Genomic DNA, 15,478 nt, shown 5'->3' on the forward strand with positions numbered 1-15,478 from the left:
CAGGCTTTCTTCGCTCACCCTGTGGCGGAATCGCGCAGATTCCGTGTTATCGTTAACAACAAGAGCAAACGCTGTTGTGTGCAGTGCAGCAGATTTTAGCCGGCGCCCTGCAGAGCTTGCCCGAATCTCTTACAATGTTGTCTTTGGGCAGCTCTTCTAGCCCGAAAATACCGGCCATCCGTCGACTCTGGTGGCGCATTGCCACCTCCGGCTGGGCCACTGCGCGCCCCTCCGCCCTGTCATTCTTTACCCAACTAACAAGAACATGCACGCCTCCGTAGATCCCCTGATTCCGCGCGTCACCGCGCCTTTTGGCGCTGGATACGCCGACCTGGCCCTGGCCATCGGCGGCCTCGCCATCGGCACGGGCGAGTTCGCCTCCATGAGCATCCTGCCCGTGGTGGCCGACGACCTGGGCACGACCTTGCCGCAGATGAGCCACATGATCAGCGCCTACGCGCTGGGCGTGGTCATCGGCGCGCCCCTGATCACCATCTTCCTGGCGCGCATGCCGCGCCGATTGATGCTGATCTGTCTGATGCTGATGTTCGCTGGCGGCAACTTGCTCAGCGCCATCGCCCCAAATTATGGCTTGCTGGTGGTGGCCCGCTTCGTGGCCGGCATCCCGCACGGCGCCTACTTTGGCGTGGCGGCGCTGGTGGCGGCCGCGCTGGCCGAACCGGACCGGCGCGGCCAGGCCGTCGCCCGTGTCCTGATGGGCTTGACCGTGGCAAATATCTTCGGCGTGCCGCTGGCAACCTACATCGGCCAGACCCTGGGCTGGCGCTCGGCCTTCCTGCTGGTCGCCGCGCTGGGCCTGCTGACCATGCTGATGGTGCGCATCTTCGTGCCCATGGTGGCCGCCGGCGATTCCAGCCCGCGCCGCGAACTGGGCGTGTTCCGCCGCCTGCAAGTGTGGCTGACCCTGCTGATGGTGGCGATCGGCTTCGGCGGCATGTTCGCCGTCTACACGTTTATTACGCCAACCCTGCTGGAAGTGACGAAAGTGTCGCCGCTCGTCATTTCCATCTTGCTGGCCATTATCGGTATCGGCATGACGGTGGGCAATCTGATCGGCGGCTGGCTGGCCGACCGCTCGCGCCTGTGGACCATCTTCGGCGTGCTGCTGTGGAACGTGGCCGCGCTGGCCGCCTTTACTTATACCAGCAGCAATGTCTGGTTGACGGCGATCAACCTGTTCGCCATCGGCGCCGGCATCGCCGTCGCCCCGGCAGTACAGACGCGCTTGATGGACGTGGCCGGCGACGCGCAAACCGTGGCGGCCGCCCTCAACCACTCCGCCTTCAACATCGCCAACGCCCTGGGCGCCTGGGCCGGCGGCATCGCCATCGCCATGGGCATGGGTTTGCGCTCGACGGGCTGGGTGGGCGCCATGCTGGCCTGCGGCGGCATCGTCGTGCTCGGTATTTCCGTGCTGGTGGAAAACCGCAGCCGGAATGTGAGCGGCGCGCAGCCGGCTTGATGATGACGAGAGCGGCAGCCTGCCCAGGCAGCCGCTCTGTTGCCAGCGCTCAATCTTCGATGGCAAACGCCACCGCCGCCTCGCAATGAATGGCCGTGGTATTAAATAGCGGCAAGTCCACATCGCCCTGCTGAATCAGCAGCGGTATCTCCGTACATCCCAAAATCACGCCCTGCACGCCTTGCCGCCGCAGTTTCTCGATGATGGCGAGAAAAAATTTCCGGCTGGCATCGGTAAAGATATTCTGCACCAGTTCCGTATAGATGATGTCGTGGAGGATGTCCTGGTCGGCCGCCTCGGGCGTCACCGTGGCAATGTCCAGCTGCGCCAGCGCCTGGTGGTAAAAACTCCCTGCCATCGTCTGCTTGACGCCCAACAAACCCACCTTGCGTATGCCCGACTGCTGCACCCGCTTTGCCGTTTCCTCGACGATACTGATAAAAGGCAAGCCGATGCGCGGCACGACGGCCGGCGCGAAGCGGTGCGCGCCATTCGCGCACAACAGGAAGAAGTCCGCGCCCATGTCTCGCAGGCGCTGCCCTTCCCCGACGAGGAATTGCTCGATGGCATGGGAATCGGGCTGCGCTGCGTGCGCGACGAAATCGGCCTGGTCCATGCTGACCAGCATGATGCGCGCGCTGTGCGCGGGTCCGATGCGCGCCACGAGCATTTCATTGATGAGCCGGTAGTATTCCAGGGTCGAAGCCCAGCCGATGCCGCCAAGTAAACCTATAGTCTTGTTTTGCACATTATTCCCAGCGAAAAGAATTGCGCAAATTATACGGTGAGATATATCAATTTATCTCAGCGATGCAAGCGGACAGGACTGTCAGAAGTGAAGCATGTCAACGATGGTGCGACAGACCACTTAACGGTCCGTACAACTCGCGCCAAAGCCCGTACGCCATTGCCTGTAGCCCGTTCCCGCGTTAGCGGCCTCCGCCAGCAAACGCTGTATCGCATGGAAGCCAAACAGGCTGGCGCAGGCGCACAGCGCGGCGTCATCCACTTCATCCTCGTATGCATTAAGAAATAGTTCTGCCAGTAAGCCTTGCAGCGATGCATAGCTGCGCCACACCTCGTCAATATTTTCCAGGCTGCAGCGCTCGAAACAGCCATTGGCAGGATTGAAGTAATCGAGCACCATGCCGCATTCCCACAAGGCCACGATACCGCTCCCTGCCATGGGCGAGGAACGCCATGCACGCGCCGCCTGGCAACGGTAATCCAATGGCGATGCAACGCTATCACCATCCAGATGAGCCAGCAAAGCTTCGCTGAGTCCCAGCGCGCGCAGCACATTATTGTCAGTCATCTGCACCTACTTGATATCATGGGTATTGGAGGTCTGTCGGCGGTATTCGCGCTCGAACGCGGCCATGCTCTCCACCTGCGCCCACAGGCTGGCAATATAACGGAATTCATCCTCGAACGGCAGCTCGAAATCGGCTACGTCCATCGCATACTCGCAATTGCGGCTCAGCATCACCAGCCAGTCGGGATAGCCAAGCGCCGGATACAGGCGGGTAAAGATGGCATCGAGCGACGACACGCTTTCCCGGCCCGCCAGATAGGCGGCGCGCAGTTCGACGATGTATTTGCCGGCCAGGAATTGTTCACTGAGCCGCTGCGCTCCCCGGTAGCGTGCGATGATCACCTCGGCCAGCGGCAGTACCTCATCGCGGCCCCGGGCGCTGGCCAGCAGCACGACTTCCAGGTCGTCGCCTTCCTGGTCGAGGCGCAAGCGATCCACAGCCCAGTCCACGCAGCGGTCGGCATGGCCAAATCCCATGCGCAGCTGGAAAACGGCGATTTCAAGTACTGTCAGTTGTTCCATTACCTTCAATTCATTCTTACTATTCTGCACCCGCCTGCAACATCTTTTGCAGCACCGCATCGAGCTCATAAAAATCCACGGGCTTGGTCAGGTGCAAATCAAAGCCCGCATCGGACGCCATCTGGCGGTCCTTGTCCTGGCCCCAGCCCGTGACGGCCACGAGGATGGCATCCTTGCCGCAGGGTTCACTACGCAACAGCCGCGCCACGTCGTAGCCATTCATGTGCGGCAAGCCGATGTCGAGCAAGATCACTTGCGGCATGAAAACTTGCGCCGCCGCCATGCCCGCCGCGCCGTCGTAGGCCGTGCGCACGTCATAGCCGAGGATGTCGAGCGCCAGCGCCAGGCTCTCGGCCGCGTCGGCGCTGTCGTCGATCACCAGCACCTTGCCTTCGCGCGTGCCGGCCAGCAAGCGGCGGTTGGGTTCGGGCGGCGCCTGCAAGGGTACGGCGGGCAGCGGCAGGCGCAAGGCGAAGGTGCTGCCCTGCCCCACGCCATCGCTGTGCGCGCTGATGCTGCCGCCATGCAACTCGGCCAGGCCGCGCACGAGCGACAGGCCGATGCCCAGGCCGCCTTGGGCCCGCGACAGGGCCGGTTCCAGCTGCGAAAACAGGTCGAATACCGTGTCCAGGTGCTCGGGCGCGATGCCGATGCCCGAATCGCGCACGCTGATGTGCACGTCGTTGTCCGTGCATGCCACTTCCAGCCCGATGACGCCGTTGGCGGGCGTGTACTTGATGGCGTTCGTCAGCAGGTTGGCGATCATCTGCCCCAGGCGCGTGGCGTCGGCGTCGAGCCAGATGGCTTGCGGCCATTGCTCCACGAGCACCTTGTGGCCGGATTGCACGGCCAGCTCCGCCACGCTGTGCAGGGCCGCCTCCACCACGGGCGCCAGTTCCACGCTGGCGCGGCGCAGTTCCAAACGCCCCTGCGTGATACGCGACACTTCCATCAAATCGTCGACCAGGTGCGTCATGTGCCCCACTTGCCGGCCCAGCACGTCACGGGCCCAGCGCAGCTGCGGGTCGTCCAGTTGCGCCAGGCGCAACACTTCCAGCACATTGCGCATGGGCGCCAGCGGATTGCGCAACTCGTGCGCCAAGGTCGCCAGGAACTCGTCCTTGCGCCGGTCGGCGGCCGCCAGCTGCTCGTTGAGCTCGCCAGCCTCCTTGCGCGCCAGTTGCAGCTGCTGTTCATACTTGCGCCGGTCGCTGGCGACAAAGACGGCGATCTCGTCATAACGCACGCCATCATGTTCGCGGCGCACGGCATTGAACAGCATGGGGATGGACTGCCCCTGGCGCTGGCGCATGTCGAGCAGGATTTCCGACACGCTGCCCTGCACCTGCATCAGCGGCAGCCAATGCGTCTGGTGGAATACGCGCCCGCCGATGGTCAGCAAGTCTTGCAGTTTCTTTTTCCCCAGCAGCTCCCCTGCGCCATAGCCGAGCCAGCCGCAAAAGGTGGCGTTCGCCTGCACGATGGTGCCGTCGGCCGTGCACAGCAGCAAGCCGCAAGCTGCGTGCTGGAACAGGGTGGCGGCGTCAGGCAAGGAAGGCATCGTGTCGCGCATTACAGGTGTTGGCCGTCGAGAAAGTGGCGGATGGCGCGGTAGCTGGCGTCGGGCACGCTCATGTGCGGACAATGGCCCACATTTTCGAGCACATGTAGGCTGCTATGCGGCAACATTTCACGCAAGTACACACCCACGCAAGGTGGCGCGATGAAGTCGTCGCTGCATTGCACGATCAGGGCCGGCGTGCTGTTTTGCGGCAAGACGGCGCGGTGGTCGGACAAGAACGTGGCTTGCGCGAAATGCCGGGCAATGACGGGGTCGGTGCGGCAAAAGCTGTTCGCCAGGTCTTGCCCCAGCGCCGGCTGCCCTGGCGCGCCCATGATGGCAGGCGCCATGCCGGCGGACCAGCCCAGGTAATTGCTGTCCATGGCATCGAGCAAGTCGTCGATATCGGCACGGCTGAAGCCGCCCCGGTAGCCGGCCGCCGCATCGTCGACATAGCACGGCGACGGCGCCAGCATGACTTGCGCGGCGAACAGTTCCGGCTCGGCGATGCTGGCCAGCAAGGCGCTCATGGCGCTGACGGAATGGCCGATGCAAATGACGGGGCCGCCGCCGACGGCATGGATGACCTGGCGCAAATCGGCGCCATGCGCGTCGAGCCGCGCGTAGCTATCGAAATCATAGGCACTGAGGTCGGAAGCGCCACTGCCGACCAGGTCGAACAGCACGGTGCGGTAGCGCGCACGAAACAGCGGCTCCAGGTAACGCCACATGGTTTGGTCGCAGCCAAAGCCATGCATGAACACCATGGTGGCAGCCGCGCCCGCCTGCGGCGCACCGTTGCATTCGCGAATGCGGACATTGTTCCGGTCTTCTATGCGCATGCCGCCTCAGCCTTGAATATTTCCATGTGGAATGTAAATTAACTTCTTGCTAGCATCTTAGCATGCGCCATTTGACCCTGGGCAACACCATTGTCGCTGGACAAACGCCACGCCACGGCGGATAATGAGAACGATTCCCATTATCAAAATAGCAGGCGTGTGCCTGGCTTTTCCCTGTGCGCCCCCGTGGCGCCTGCTGGCGGCAACAAGCCGGTTTTATGTTAAAGGTTTGTACCGCATGCGCGCTTTCTGGACTGTCATACACCGCTGGGCCGGCCTGACCATCGCCCTCTTTCTCATCGTCGCGGGCCTCACGGGCGCCGTCACGTCGTGGGACCACGAGCTGGACGAATGGCTCAACGCCGACATCATGGACACGCCGGGCCGCGGCCCCCTGCAGCCGCCGTTTGTGCTGGCGCAAAAAGTCGCCGCCGCCGACCCGCGCGTGGAAGTCAATTACATGACCCTGGGCCTGGAAGAAGGCCATGCGGCCGCCTTCATGGTGCGCCCGTTGACGGACCCGGCCACGAACAAGCCGTTCGTGCTCGACTACAACACCGTCTACATCGACCCCGTCACGGCACAGATCACGGGCACGCGCGATTCGACGGCCATTTCCCTGTCGCGCCGCAGCCTGATGCCGTTCCTGCGCCACCTGCACTACAGCTTGCACGTGCCCGCCTTCTGGGGCACGGACCGCTGGGGTTACTGGCTGATGGGCACGGTGGCCCTGGTGTGGCTGCTCGACAGCATGGTGGCGTTTTACTTGACCACGCCGCGCCGTTTGCGCCCGCGCGCACAGGACGAGGCGCCGCGCCACCGCGACGCCGCCAGCTGGTGGCAGCGCTGGAAACCGTCGTGGGTGCTGCGCTGGGCGGCCGGCGGCTACAAGCTCAATTTCGATCTGCACCGCGCGGGAGGACTGTGGGTGTGGCCCGTCATCATCGTCGTCGCGTTTACCTCGTTCTCGCTGAACCTGTACCGCGAAGTGTTTTATCCCGTCATGTCGCTCGTTTCCACCACCACGCCGGGACCGTACGAAACGCAGGTGCCGGCGCCCTACGGCACGTATATCACGCCAGCGATCGGTTTCGAGCAGGCGGTGGAGATTGCCAAAAAGCAAGCCGCGCAGCGCGGCATCACGGCGCCCATCGGCGGCATTTATTATGGCGGCAATTATTCGTTCTACAACGTCTCGTTCTTCGACCCGGCCGACGAATTCGGCGCGGCCGGCATGGGCCTGTCGAACCTGTACGTCGACGGCATGGACGGCAGCATCATCGGCCAGCACAAGCCGTGGGAAGGCACGGCCGCCGACGTCTTCGTGCAACTGCAATTCCCCCTGCACTCGGGCCGCATCCTCGGCTTGCCGGGACGCATACTGATGTCCTGCATGGGCCTGATGGTGGCCATGCTGTCCGTGACGGGCATCGTCATCTGGGAAAGAAAACGGCGCGCGCGCCGGCTGCAGGCGAAAAAGCCAGCGAACTTCACCTGAAGCAGCGACTCCATCACGGCGCAGGCGGACCAATGCAGTCTGCGCCGCACACCTTGCCAGCGGCCTGATCACGCGCAACGCGCAAGGCCAGCACACCTCCCCCCTTTCCAACCCAGTAGCCGGCACATGCCGGCTGCCTGCGCTGCGCAGCTTCCGTGCGCCAGTCCGCCGATGCCATCAAATGCAGTTTACTTGCAATAGCATTGGGCGCAAGCTATTATTGCAACTAAATTGCATTTACACCTTCACGCCGGGCCCGCGTCCAGCACCACCTTCCGCCTTTTTAGAAAGTCCTATGCGCCATCACGTATTCGCAGCTGCCATGCTGTCCACTGCCCCGCTCGCTTACGCGGCGGACGACGTCACCCTGCAAACCATCAAGGTCCGGGCTGACCGGCCTTCCAGCATCGACAGCGTCGTCCTCGTCGAGAATACGCAAACCCAGAACCGGACCCTGGGCGGCATGCTCGAACATGTCTCGGGCGTACAAAGCAGCGCCTTCGGGCCGAATGCGGGCGCGCCGGTGATCCGCAGCCTGAGCGGCAGCCGCGTGCAAATCCTCGAAGATGGCCAGTCCATCCTCGGCATGAATGCGCTCAGCGGCGACATCAACATCCCTTTCGATCCGCTGTTCACGCGCAGCGTGACGGTGAACAAATCGTCCGATAGCGTGCGTTTCGGCGGCAATGCCATCGGCGGCAGCGTCGACGTCGATTCCGGCCTCATTTCCAGGAAGATGGAGGACAAGCAGAAGGACGTGGAACTGGTGCTGCGCAAGGGCTTCAACGATGCCGACGCGCAAGGCTTGCGCGTCAACTTCAACGATGGCAAGCGCTTCTCGACGAATCTGCAACTGTCCTTCCAGAAGATCGGGCATTACGATATTCCCGGCAACAGCAAGGCCGGCGTGTGCAACAGCCAGCTGTTCCCTGCAAACGGCGGAGTCAACACCTTCCTGGCCGACAGTTGCCAGAAGGAAGCGCGCATCCAGCAAATCTACAACAAGGCGTCGCAACCGTTTATCGACCAGTTCATGAAGGAAAATCCGGACTGGGCGGACGGTGATTTTTCCTTCTACACCAATAATCCCACCTCCGTCTGGCAGCGCAAGACCTACGTCAACCCGGCCAATCCCGCTTACGTGCCGGGTACGCCGTCGATGACCCAGAACAAGATCAACAAGGACGTGACGCCCGATTACCACGGCACCTTGGGCAACAGCCATGCCAGCAATGCCCACTTTGCCGTCGGCACCACCTACTTTTTCGACCAGGGCTACGTGGCCGTCAGTCTCGACTCCAAGGAAAGCGAGTATGGCGTGCCGGGCTTTTCCATGGAAAACAAGTCGTTCGGGGCGAATTATGACGAGGGCTTGCCCGTCGGCGTCGTGATCAAGCAGGATAAATATGCGCTGGAAGCCCGGCTGTCCAGCCCCGTTGCGTATCTTGAAAGCGTGCAATTGCGCATGTCACGCCTGAACAATGCGTCGGGAGAGCGCCTGGGTTCCATCAAGGCGAATGATTACCAATTCGACACGAATCAAGCCGAGCTTCTGCTGGCGCACCGGCGCGCAGGCCCCTTGAGCGGCTTGCTGGGCTTGAGCCACAAATCCCGGGATATCGCCGGCAGCGGGCCGCAGCTGTACCTGCCCGACGCGAGCACGGTCAGCCGCGCGCTGTTCCTCAAGGAAAGCCTCGATGTCGACTGGGCCACCTTCGACGCGGGCTTGCGCCATGAAAAAGTCGAGCACGATATCCGCAAGAGCGGCTTCAAGACGTCGAGGAATGCGAGCAACTCCCGACTCGAGGACAGGTCGTTCAGCCTGAACAGCTATAGCCTGGGCGCCTCGGCCAAGCTGGGCCAGTTGTTCGGCGCGAAGCTGCGCTACGCATCGTCGGAAAGAGCGCCCGACGTCAATGAGTTGTATGCGAGCAACCGGCACTATTCGATCATGACCCAGGAAGAAGGCAACCAGAACCTGAAGGCCGAGCGCGCGAAGAATACGGAGCTCACCGGCCTGTTCGCCAACCGCGGCTTCCAGCTGTCGGCTACCGGCTACGTCATGAAGTACGAGAACTACCTCTACCTTGGCCACTCTGGCGCCCAGATGGCCAATCGCCTGCCCCTGAAGTACTGGAAGCAGACGGATACGACGGTCCGTGGCTTCGAGGTCGACGCCTCCCAGGCCGTGCAGCTTGGCGGCTACGGCAAGCTGAACCTCTCCGCCTTTGCCGACCTCGTCAAGAACAAGGCAGATAACCCGGACAAGCTGCGCGCGCACAACGACGGGGCATACCTGCCCAATATGCCCACCAACCGCTATGGCGCGAATGTGCTGTGGGAAAACAAGGGGTGGAAGGCCAGGCTGTCCGGCACCCGCTACGACAAGCAAAAGTACCTGGGCAAGAGTGTCAGCGAGGAAGTGCCGCTCGACGGCTACACCATGGTGAACTTCCAGGTGAGCCGCGCCCTGCAGGTAGCCAATTCGCCGTTTGCAGGCATCGACGTGTTCATCAGCGGCAGCAACCTGCTCGATGCGGATGCCAGACCGCACAATTCTCCACTGAAATACATCGCCCCCCTGCCGGGCCGTGGCTTTCACGTTGGCTTGAGCGCCAGGCTTTAAGGCACGCTGCCGTTCCGCTCCCGCAGCACCAGCGCCAGCACACTGTCGCCCCGGTTGCCGTCGCAGCAGGCGGCCACGCCGTCCGTGAAATCGGGCGCCGTCAGCCGCGTCAGGACGCTGCCGGGCGGCATTTCCAGCGCCAGCCGGGCGCCCCGCTCCCACGCCAGGCGCGACGTGGCGGTCCACTGCACGCGCCGCGCCATGTTGGCGGCCAGGCTGTCGCGGATGCGGGCCGGGTCGAACAGCGCGCGCGCCGCGCTGCTGCTCAGGTAGACGAACGAGGGACGGCGCACGGTCACGCCCTCGAAGGCGGCGGCCATGTCGATCGCCGCGCCTTCCAGCAGCGGGCAATGCGACGGCACGCTGACGGCCAGGCGCTTGGCCTTGCTGGCGCCCTGCGCCAGGGCCAGCGCCATCACGGCTTGCAAGGCGGGCTCGCTGCCGGCAATGGCGATCTGGCGCGGCGCATTCAGGTTGGCGACATACACGGGGTTCGCGGCGCCATGCACTTGCGCCAGCAACGATTCGAGTTGCGCCAGATCAAGTCCGATGATGGCAGCCATGCCGTAGCCGGCCGGATACGCCTGTTCCATCAACTGTCCGCGCCGCGCCACGAGGCGCACGGCATCCGCATAATCGAGCGCGCCGGCGACGACGGCCGCCGCATACTCGCCGATGGAGAAGCCGGCCACCATGTCGGGCAGCGCGCCGCGCGCCGCCAGCGAACGCGCCATCGCCACGCCCGCGATCAGCAAGCACAGTTGCACGGCCCGCGTCGACGCCAGCGCTTCGGCCGTGTCCAGCGCCAGGGAATCTTGGCCCAGCACGTCAGCCGCTTCGGCCAGGGCCGCCGCCACGGCCGCATCGTCGGGCAGCGCATGCAGCATGCCGGGATATTGGGCGCCCTGGCCCGGAAAGGTGAATAACACGCTCATGTACGCTCCCAGGGCGTCGCCGTCAGCACGGGACCGTGGTCCGTTTTCAGCAAGACCCTGCCCCGGCCCGCCGCCCATTCCGCATACGCAAAGCCGCCATGGCCCGTGTCGATTTGCAGATCCAGCCGGCACGCCGTGACCGTGGCGGCGATGGCGCGCAGGGCGTCGGCTTGCGCGGCGTCCGGCGGCGCGGCGATGCGCAGCACGAGATCGAGGTCGCTGTCGGCGCGCAGCACGGGCAAGCCGCTGGCCAGGGCGAAGCCCACGCCGCCCGTCGGGCCCCAGGCCCAGCCCGTGGCGTCGAGCAGGGGCGCCACCAGCCGCAGCGCATCGAGCGCAGTACAGTCAAAACCGGACGGCGGGGTGCGCGCCAGCTGCGCCAGCATTTCCGGCGTCACGCGGCGCAGCACGGCGGAAGACTCCACTTCGCACGCATGCCGTTCGCTGCGCAGCCGGCCGCGCAAGCCCACGGGGATGCGTCCGGGCGCGCTGCTGGCGCGCCGCACCACCAGCGGCGCCGCTTGCAGCCAGGCCGCGTCGGCCCAGGCGGGCAAGGATGCGTCGTCCGGCAGGCCGGATACCCACAGCAAGTCATGCGCGCGCCAGGCGTCCATCAAGCCACCACCGCCTTGACGGCAAAGAACAGCAGCGATGGCCCCAGCAAGCAGCCCAGGCCCGTATGAAACGTGGCCACCAGCGCGCCATACGGCACCAGCTTGCGGTCGGTGGCGGCCAGGCCGGCCGACACGCCGCTGACGGTGCCGGCAAGGCCGCCGAAGACCATCGCCGAACGGGGCGTTTTCAGGCGCAAAAAGCGCGCCGCGGCGGGCGTGCCCACCATCACCAGGATGGCCTTGATCAGGCCCGCCGCGATGCTGAGCGCCATGACGTCCGAGCTGGCGCCGATGGCCGCGCCCGTGACGGGGCCGACGATGTACGTGACGGCGCCGGCGCCGATGGTGGTCATGCTGACGGCGTCCGAATAGCCAAACGCGTAGGCGACGCCGGCGCCGACGAGGAACGGCAGCACCACGCCCAGCATCAGCGCCACGACGCCGATCAGGCCCGCCTTGCGCGCTTCCGTCGCCTGCACCTCGAAGGCCGTGGCGACGATGGCGAAGTCGCGCAGCATGGCGCCGCCCATCAGGCCGATGCCGCCGAACAGCGACAAATCGGCCAGGCCCTTGTGGCCCCCGCTATGCACGCCGCCCCAGTACGCGAGGCCCAGGCCGATCACGATGGCGATGGCCGAACCGTGCACCCGGCCCAGGGTCAGATATTTCGACAGCGCCACCGAGACAAGCATGATCAGGCCGACGAAGGCGAAGGCCGTCACCAGGCCATTGTGGATGGCGGCTTTTTCAAAGATTTCAAGCATGACGGTGCTCCTTCATCAACATCGATTCGGCTTGCACGCGGTCAGCTTCAGCGGCAGCGATGGCGGCAGGGCTTTCCGACCGGTTAATCAACGAAATCACGGCGCCGCAAACGAGCACGGAACCGACGGCGGCCAGCACGGCCACCGGGCCGCCGCGCAGGGCCGCCACCACGTCCTGCTGCGCCGCCATGGCCACCACCACGGGAATATACATGGCGCCCCAGTATTCGACGCCCCGCTCCGTCATCTGCGGCAGCCACGCGCGGCGCTGCATGTAGAGCCGGGCGCAGATCAAGAGCAGCATGGCGATGCCCACGCCGCCCACGTTGGTCTTGACGCCCATCAGCTGCCCAAGCAGGTCGCCCAGGAAGATGCCGAGCAAATGGCACAGGGCCAGCAATGCGGTTCCGTAAATGATCATGATTGTCTCCGTTATAGGAATAGGAATGACTTGATGTCTTCTCTGTTGTTGCACCTACCACTGCTGCCCCAGCACCTCCCTGACTCTTGCCGACGCCTGGCGGTGCGGCGCGCCCAGGCGGCTGGCCAGTCCCCGTTCCGGATCGGCGCGGATATCGCCCAGCGCCGCTTGCAGGCTGGCGCGCACTTGCGCCAGATCAAGCTCCGACGGCGCGTCCGGCTGCGCCACCTGCAAGGTTTGCCACAGCAGGCCCAGGGTGGCGTAGTTCCTGATGTCGTAGGCCATGGGCGCGATGGTGGCGGCCAGCGCTTCGAGCGCTTCCACGGTGCGCAGGGTGATGCGCGCAGCCGACGCCTTGCCCATGGCGTGCACCATCACTTGCGGATCGTCGAGCGCGATCAGCCGGTTGGCCTGGTAGCCGTGGGCGAGAAACGCGCCCGACATGGCCTTGCCGACGATCAGGCCGATCACGGGATGGCCCGCCAGGCGCGCCTCGGCATACGCGCCCGCCGCGCCGGCCAGCGCCTGGTGGATGCCGTACGCTTCTTCGCGCCTGCCGTAGGCCTGGCTGGCCACGTCGATGACGGCGACGATGGGCCGCTTCAGCGCCAGGTCGCGGTCCTCGGCAAGCACCTGCTGCACGGCGCGCGCCAGCTGCCACGCCTCGACCAGGCCGACCTCCCCCGTGCGGGCGCGCGTAAAACGGTTGTCAGGGTCGGGCAGCACGGCGAGGTAGCGCGCCGGCTCGCCCGCCAGCGGCGCGTCCACCACGCGCACCGAGGGCGGATAGCCGTCCAGCGGCGCAGCGTTGTTCGTGAGTGCCGCCAGCCAGACGGCGCCGCGGCTCGTGTCAGTGATGGCGTTCATGCTGCTGCTCCTTTGCTGTAGATCAAACGTACGGCTTCCGGCGTGGCTTGCGGGCCGGCGTCCACTTGCGCCAGGCGGGCCAGGTAGCCTTCCGCCTGGTCGCTGCGGTGCTGCGCCGGCACGCCGCGCGCGAACAATGCGGCCACGGTGGCGCGCATCTGCGCCGTGTCGTCTTCCACATAGGCGTCGGCCAGGCCGCTGTGGAAGCGCTGTTCGCCGCCCGTCAGGCTCCAGATGAAGGGCTTGTTGCGCGAGTCGAATTCGTCCACGCCCGCCTCCTGCTCGATCACGGCCGGGCCGTTGAGACCCAGGCGCGCCTCGCGCGTGACGACCAGGTAGCTGCACAGGCCCGCCGCGATCGACATGCCGCCGTAGCAGCCCACGGTGCCGGCCGTGATGCCAATCACGGGCTGGTAGCGGCGCAAGTCGACGATGGCCGCATGGATGTCGGCAATGGCAGCGAGGCCCAGGTTGGCTTCCTGCAGGCGCACGCCGCCCGTTTCGAACAGGATCACGGCCCGCGTCGGCACGCCGTTGCGGTTGTCGCGCGCCGCCAGTTCCAGCGCGCCGGCGATCTTCGCGCCGCCCACTTCGCCCATGCTGCCGCCCTGGTAGGCGCCTTCGATGGCCAGCACCACGGCCGGCTGGCCGTCGAACAGGCCCTTGGCCACCACCACGCCGTCGTCCGCCTGCGCCGTCACGCCTTGTTTCGGCAGCCAGGGCGAAGCGATGCCGCAGAACGGGTCGAGCAGCTCGCGCATGCTGCCAGAGTCCAGCAAGGCCTTGGCCCGGCTGCGCGCGCCCCGTTCGATGAAGCTGTCGCGTTCCAGCAATTGCGTCAATGTGCTCATGCCGCCCTCCCCGCTTGCAATTCTTCATACGCTTGCTCGATGCGCATGCGCACCACGCCCGGCGTGGCGCCGCAATCGTTGATGACGATGGCCGCCGCCGGCAGCGGCTCGCCGCCGAATACCCGCTGCAACAGCGCATCCCACACGGCGCCCTTGCCATCGACGGAGGTGTTGACGACGATGCGGGTCACGCCATCGTCGCCCGGCTGCAGCAGCACTTCCAGGTCGCCCGAACCGACGACGCCGGCCAGGGCGCGCCCCGCCGCCGCTGGCCCGGCCGGGAATGTATAGTCACGCGTTTCCATGCGCTTCTCCTTCTGTCAATCGATCGAGGAACAGGGTGGCCGCCAGCAAGTCGGCCGCGCCGCCCGGCGACACGCCGCGATCCAGCGCCACCGCTTCCAGCGCCAGCAGCGCCTCGGTACCGGCAGCCGTGGCCGCGCCGCCGGCCGCCAGCACCCGCGCCGCACCCGCCTGCAATTCCAGCAAGGCTGGCTCGCCGCCGCGCGACAGCACGCAGGTGTCGTCCAGGCAGCTGAGAATGGCCAGCAAGGCGTTCAGGCGCGCCGTCGTCTCGCTGTCGCCGCGTACCCGCGAGGCGTGCAAAGCGGGCAAGCCCGCGCCCGTCACCAGGGGAAAGCCGGCACGGGCCTGGCCCCGCGCGCCATCGACCTGATACTGGCGGCACGCCAGTTCGCCCTTGTTGCCGGTGGCGCCAGGCGCGCCGCGGTCATGCAGGCGGGCCAGCGCGCCGGCCCGTGCCGCCACGGCTTGCGGCGCCAGCGAGGCGCCGCGCGCACCCTGCTGCGCCGCCGCCGTCACCAGCAGGCCCAGCGCCCAGATGGCGCCCCGGTGCGTGTTCACGCCGCCCGTCGCTGCCAGCATCAGCGCTTCGCCATCGCGGCCGATGGCGCCGATGCGCTGGCGCAGCTCGTCGTCATCGTCACAATCCCAGCCTGCCTGTGCCATGGCGGCAAACACGGGCTGCAGCACGCAAGCCGAGTGGCACATCAGGGCCCAGTTCAAGTCGGCGTGGGCGCCACGGCTGCGCAAATCGACCAGGCCCGGTTTCGGCGTCAGGGTCACTTCATCGAGCAGCGCCTGCAGCACTTGCCGCGCCAGGGCCGCAGGGCGTACCTGCACCGGCACTGTCGTCGTCATTGTGGTCATCATTGTCAT

At 65.4% G+C, this 15,478-nt stretch carries 16 protein-coding genes; 3 read left to right on the forward strand and 13 right to left on the reverse strand.

Annotation, left to right across the window (positions count from 1 at the left end):
* Positions 1-265: 265 nt before the first annotated feature.
* Positions 266-1,483, forward strand: a complete 1,218-nt coding sequence (locus tag O0879_RS05580) for an MFS transporter (RefSeq protein ID WP_083299622.1) — start codon at positions 266-268, stop codon at positions 1,481-1,483.
* A gap of 49 nt (positions 1,484-1,532) precedes the next feature.
* Here O0879_RS05580 and O0879_RS05585 read toward each other — a convergent pair whose 3' ends face one another.
* From O0879_RS05585 to O0879_RS05605, 5 genes are all read right to left on the reverse strand, one after another.
* Complete coding sequence (locus O0879_RS05585; protein WP_289915217.1) at positions 1,533-2,231, reverse strand: amino acid racemase; 699 nt, start codon at positions 2,229-2,231, stop codon at positions 1,533-1,535.
* Positions 2,232-2,351: 120 nt separating this feature from the next.
* Complete coding sequence (locus O0879_RS05590; RefSeq protein ID WP_289915219.1) at positions 2,352-2,798, reverse strand: hypothetical protein; 447 nt, start codon at positions 2,796-2,798, stop codon at positions 2,352-2,354.
* 6 nt (positions 2,799-2,804) lie between these two features.
* A complete protein-coding gene (locus O0879_RS05595) occupies positions 2,805-3,320 on the reverse strand; it encodes a hypothetical protein (RefSeq protein WP_289915221.1) in 516 nt (171 codons plus the stop codon).
* 19 nt (positions 3,321-3,339) lie between these two features.
* Entirely contained in the window at positions 3,340-4,881 is a 1,542-nt protein-coding gene (locus O0879_RS05600) for an ATP-binding protein (RefSeq protein WP_289915222.1), read from the reverse strand.
* 11 nt (positions 4,882-4,892) lie between these two features.
* Entirely contained in the window at positions 4,893-5,723 is an 831-nt protein-coding gene (locus tag O0879_RS05605) for an alpha/beta hydrolase (protein WP_251348944.1), read from the reverse strand.
* Positions 5,724-5,961: 238 nt separating this feature from the next.
* Here O0879_RS05605 and O0879_RS05610 point away from each other — a divergent pair, with 238 nt between their 5' ends.
* Positions 5,962-7,221 carry a PepSY-associated TM helix domain-containing protein gene (locus O0879_RS05610; RefSeq protein ID WP_251348945.1) on the forward strand — a complete coding sequence of 420 codons (1,260 nt, stop codon included), beginning with the start codon at positions 5,962-5,964 and terminating at the stop codon, positions 7,219-7,221.
* Between the two features lie 322 nt (positions 7,222-7,543).
* A complete protein-coding gene (locus O0879_RS05615; protein WP_289915226.1) occupies positions 7,544-9,847 on the forward strand; it encodes a TonB-dependent receptor in 2,304 nt (767 codons plus the stop codon).
* On the opposite strand, the gene mdcH is transcribed toward O0879_RS05615, so the two are convergent.
* The 8 genes from mdcH to O0879_RS05655 are packed head-to-tail and all read right to left on the reverse strand — an operon-like array spanning position 9,844 to position 15,472.
* The gene (gene mdcH, locus O0879_RS05620; RefSeq protein ID WP_289915227.1) at positions 9,844-10,782 is read right to left on the reverse strand and encodes a malonate decarboxylase subunit epsilon; all 939 of its coding nucleotides are present in this window, start codon (positions 10,780-10,782) and stop codon (positions 9,844-9,846) included. The genes O0879_RS05615 and mdcH overlap by 4 nt on opposite strands.
* A complete protein-coding gene (locus O0879_RS05625; protein ID WP_289915229.1) occupies positions 10,779-11,396 on the reverse strand; it encodes a malonate decarboxylase holo-ACP synthase in 618 nt (205 codons plus the stop codon). Before O0879_RS05625 ends, mdcH begins: the two co-directional genes overlap by 4 nt.
* Positions 11,396-12,160 (reverse strand): malonate transporter subunit MadM, encoded by a 765-nt coding sequence (madM, locus tag O0879_RS05630; RefSeq protein ID WP_219308892.1) that lies wholly within the window; start codon positions 12,158-12,160, stop codon positions 11,396-11,398. Before madM ends, O0879_RS05625 begins: the two co-directional genes overlap by 1 nt.
* Positions 12,153-12,581 (reverse strand): malonate transporter subunit MadL, encoded by a 429-nt coding sequence (gene madL / locus O0879_RS05635; RefSeq protein ID WP_289915230.1) that lies wholly within the window; start codon positions 12,579-12,581, stop codon positions 12,153-12,155. The genes madM and madL overlap by 8 nt, the downstream gene beginning before the upstream one ends.
* Before the next feature lie 54 nt (positions 12,582-12,635).
* Positions 12,636-13,448, reverse strand: coding sequence for a biotin-independent malonate decarboxylase subunit gamma (gene mdcE / locus O0879_RS05640; protein WP_289915231.1), 813 nt, complete (start codon positions 13,446-13,448; stop codon positions 12,636-12,638).
* Positions 13,445-14,299, reverse strand: coding sequence for a biotin-independent malonate decarboxylase subunit beta (locus O0879_RS05645; RefSeq protein ID WP_289915233.1), 855 nt, complete (start codon positions 14,297-14,299; stop codon positions 13,445-13,447). Before O0879_RS05645 ends, mdcE begins: the two co-directional genes overlap by 4 nt.
* Positions 14,296-14,604, reverse strand: a complete 309-nt coding sequence (locus tag O0879_RS05650) for a malonate decarboxylase subunit delta (RefSeq protein WP_289909682.1) — start codon at positions 14,602-14,604, stop codon at positions 14,296-14,298. The genes O0879_RS05645 and O0879_RS05650 overlap by 4 nt, the downstream gene beginning before the upstream one ends.
* Positions 14,591-15,472, reverse strand: a complete 882-nt coding sequence (locus O0879_RS05655) for a triphosphoribosyl-dephospho-CoA synthase (RefSeq protein WP_289916156.1) — start codon at positions 15,470-15,472, stop codon at positions 14,591-14,593. Before O0879_RS05655 ends, O0879_RS05650 begins: the two co-directional genes overlap by 14 nt.
* Between the last annotated feature and the right edge of the window lie 6 nt (positions 15,473-15,478).

Origin of the sequence: Janthinobacterium sp. SUN120 (assembly GCF_030397735.1) — a bacterium.
Classification (GTDB): Bacteria; Pseudomonadota; Gammaproteobacteria; order Burkholderiales; family Burkholderiaceae_D; genus Janthinobacterium; species Janthinobacterium kumbetense.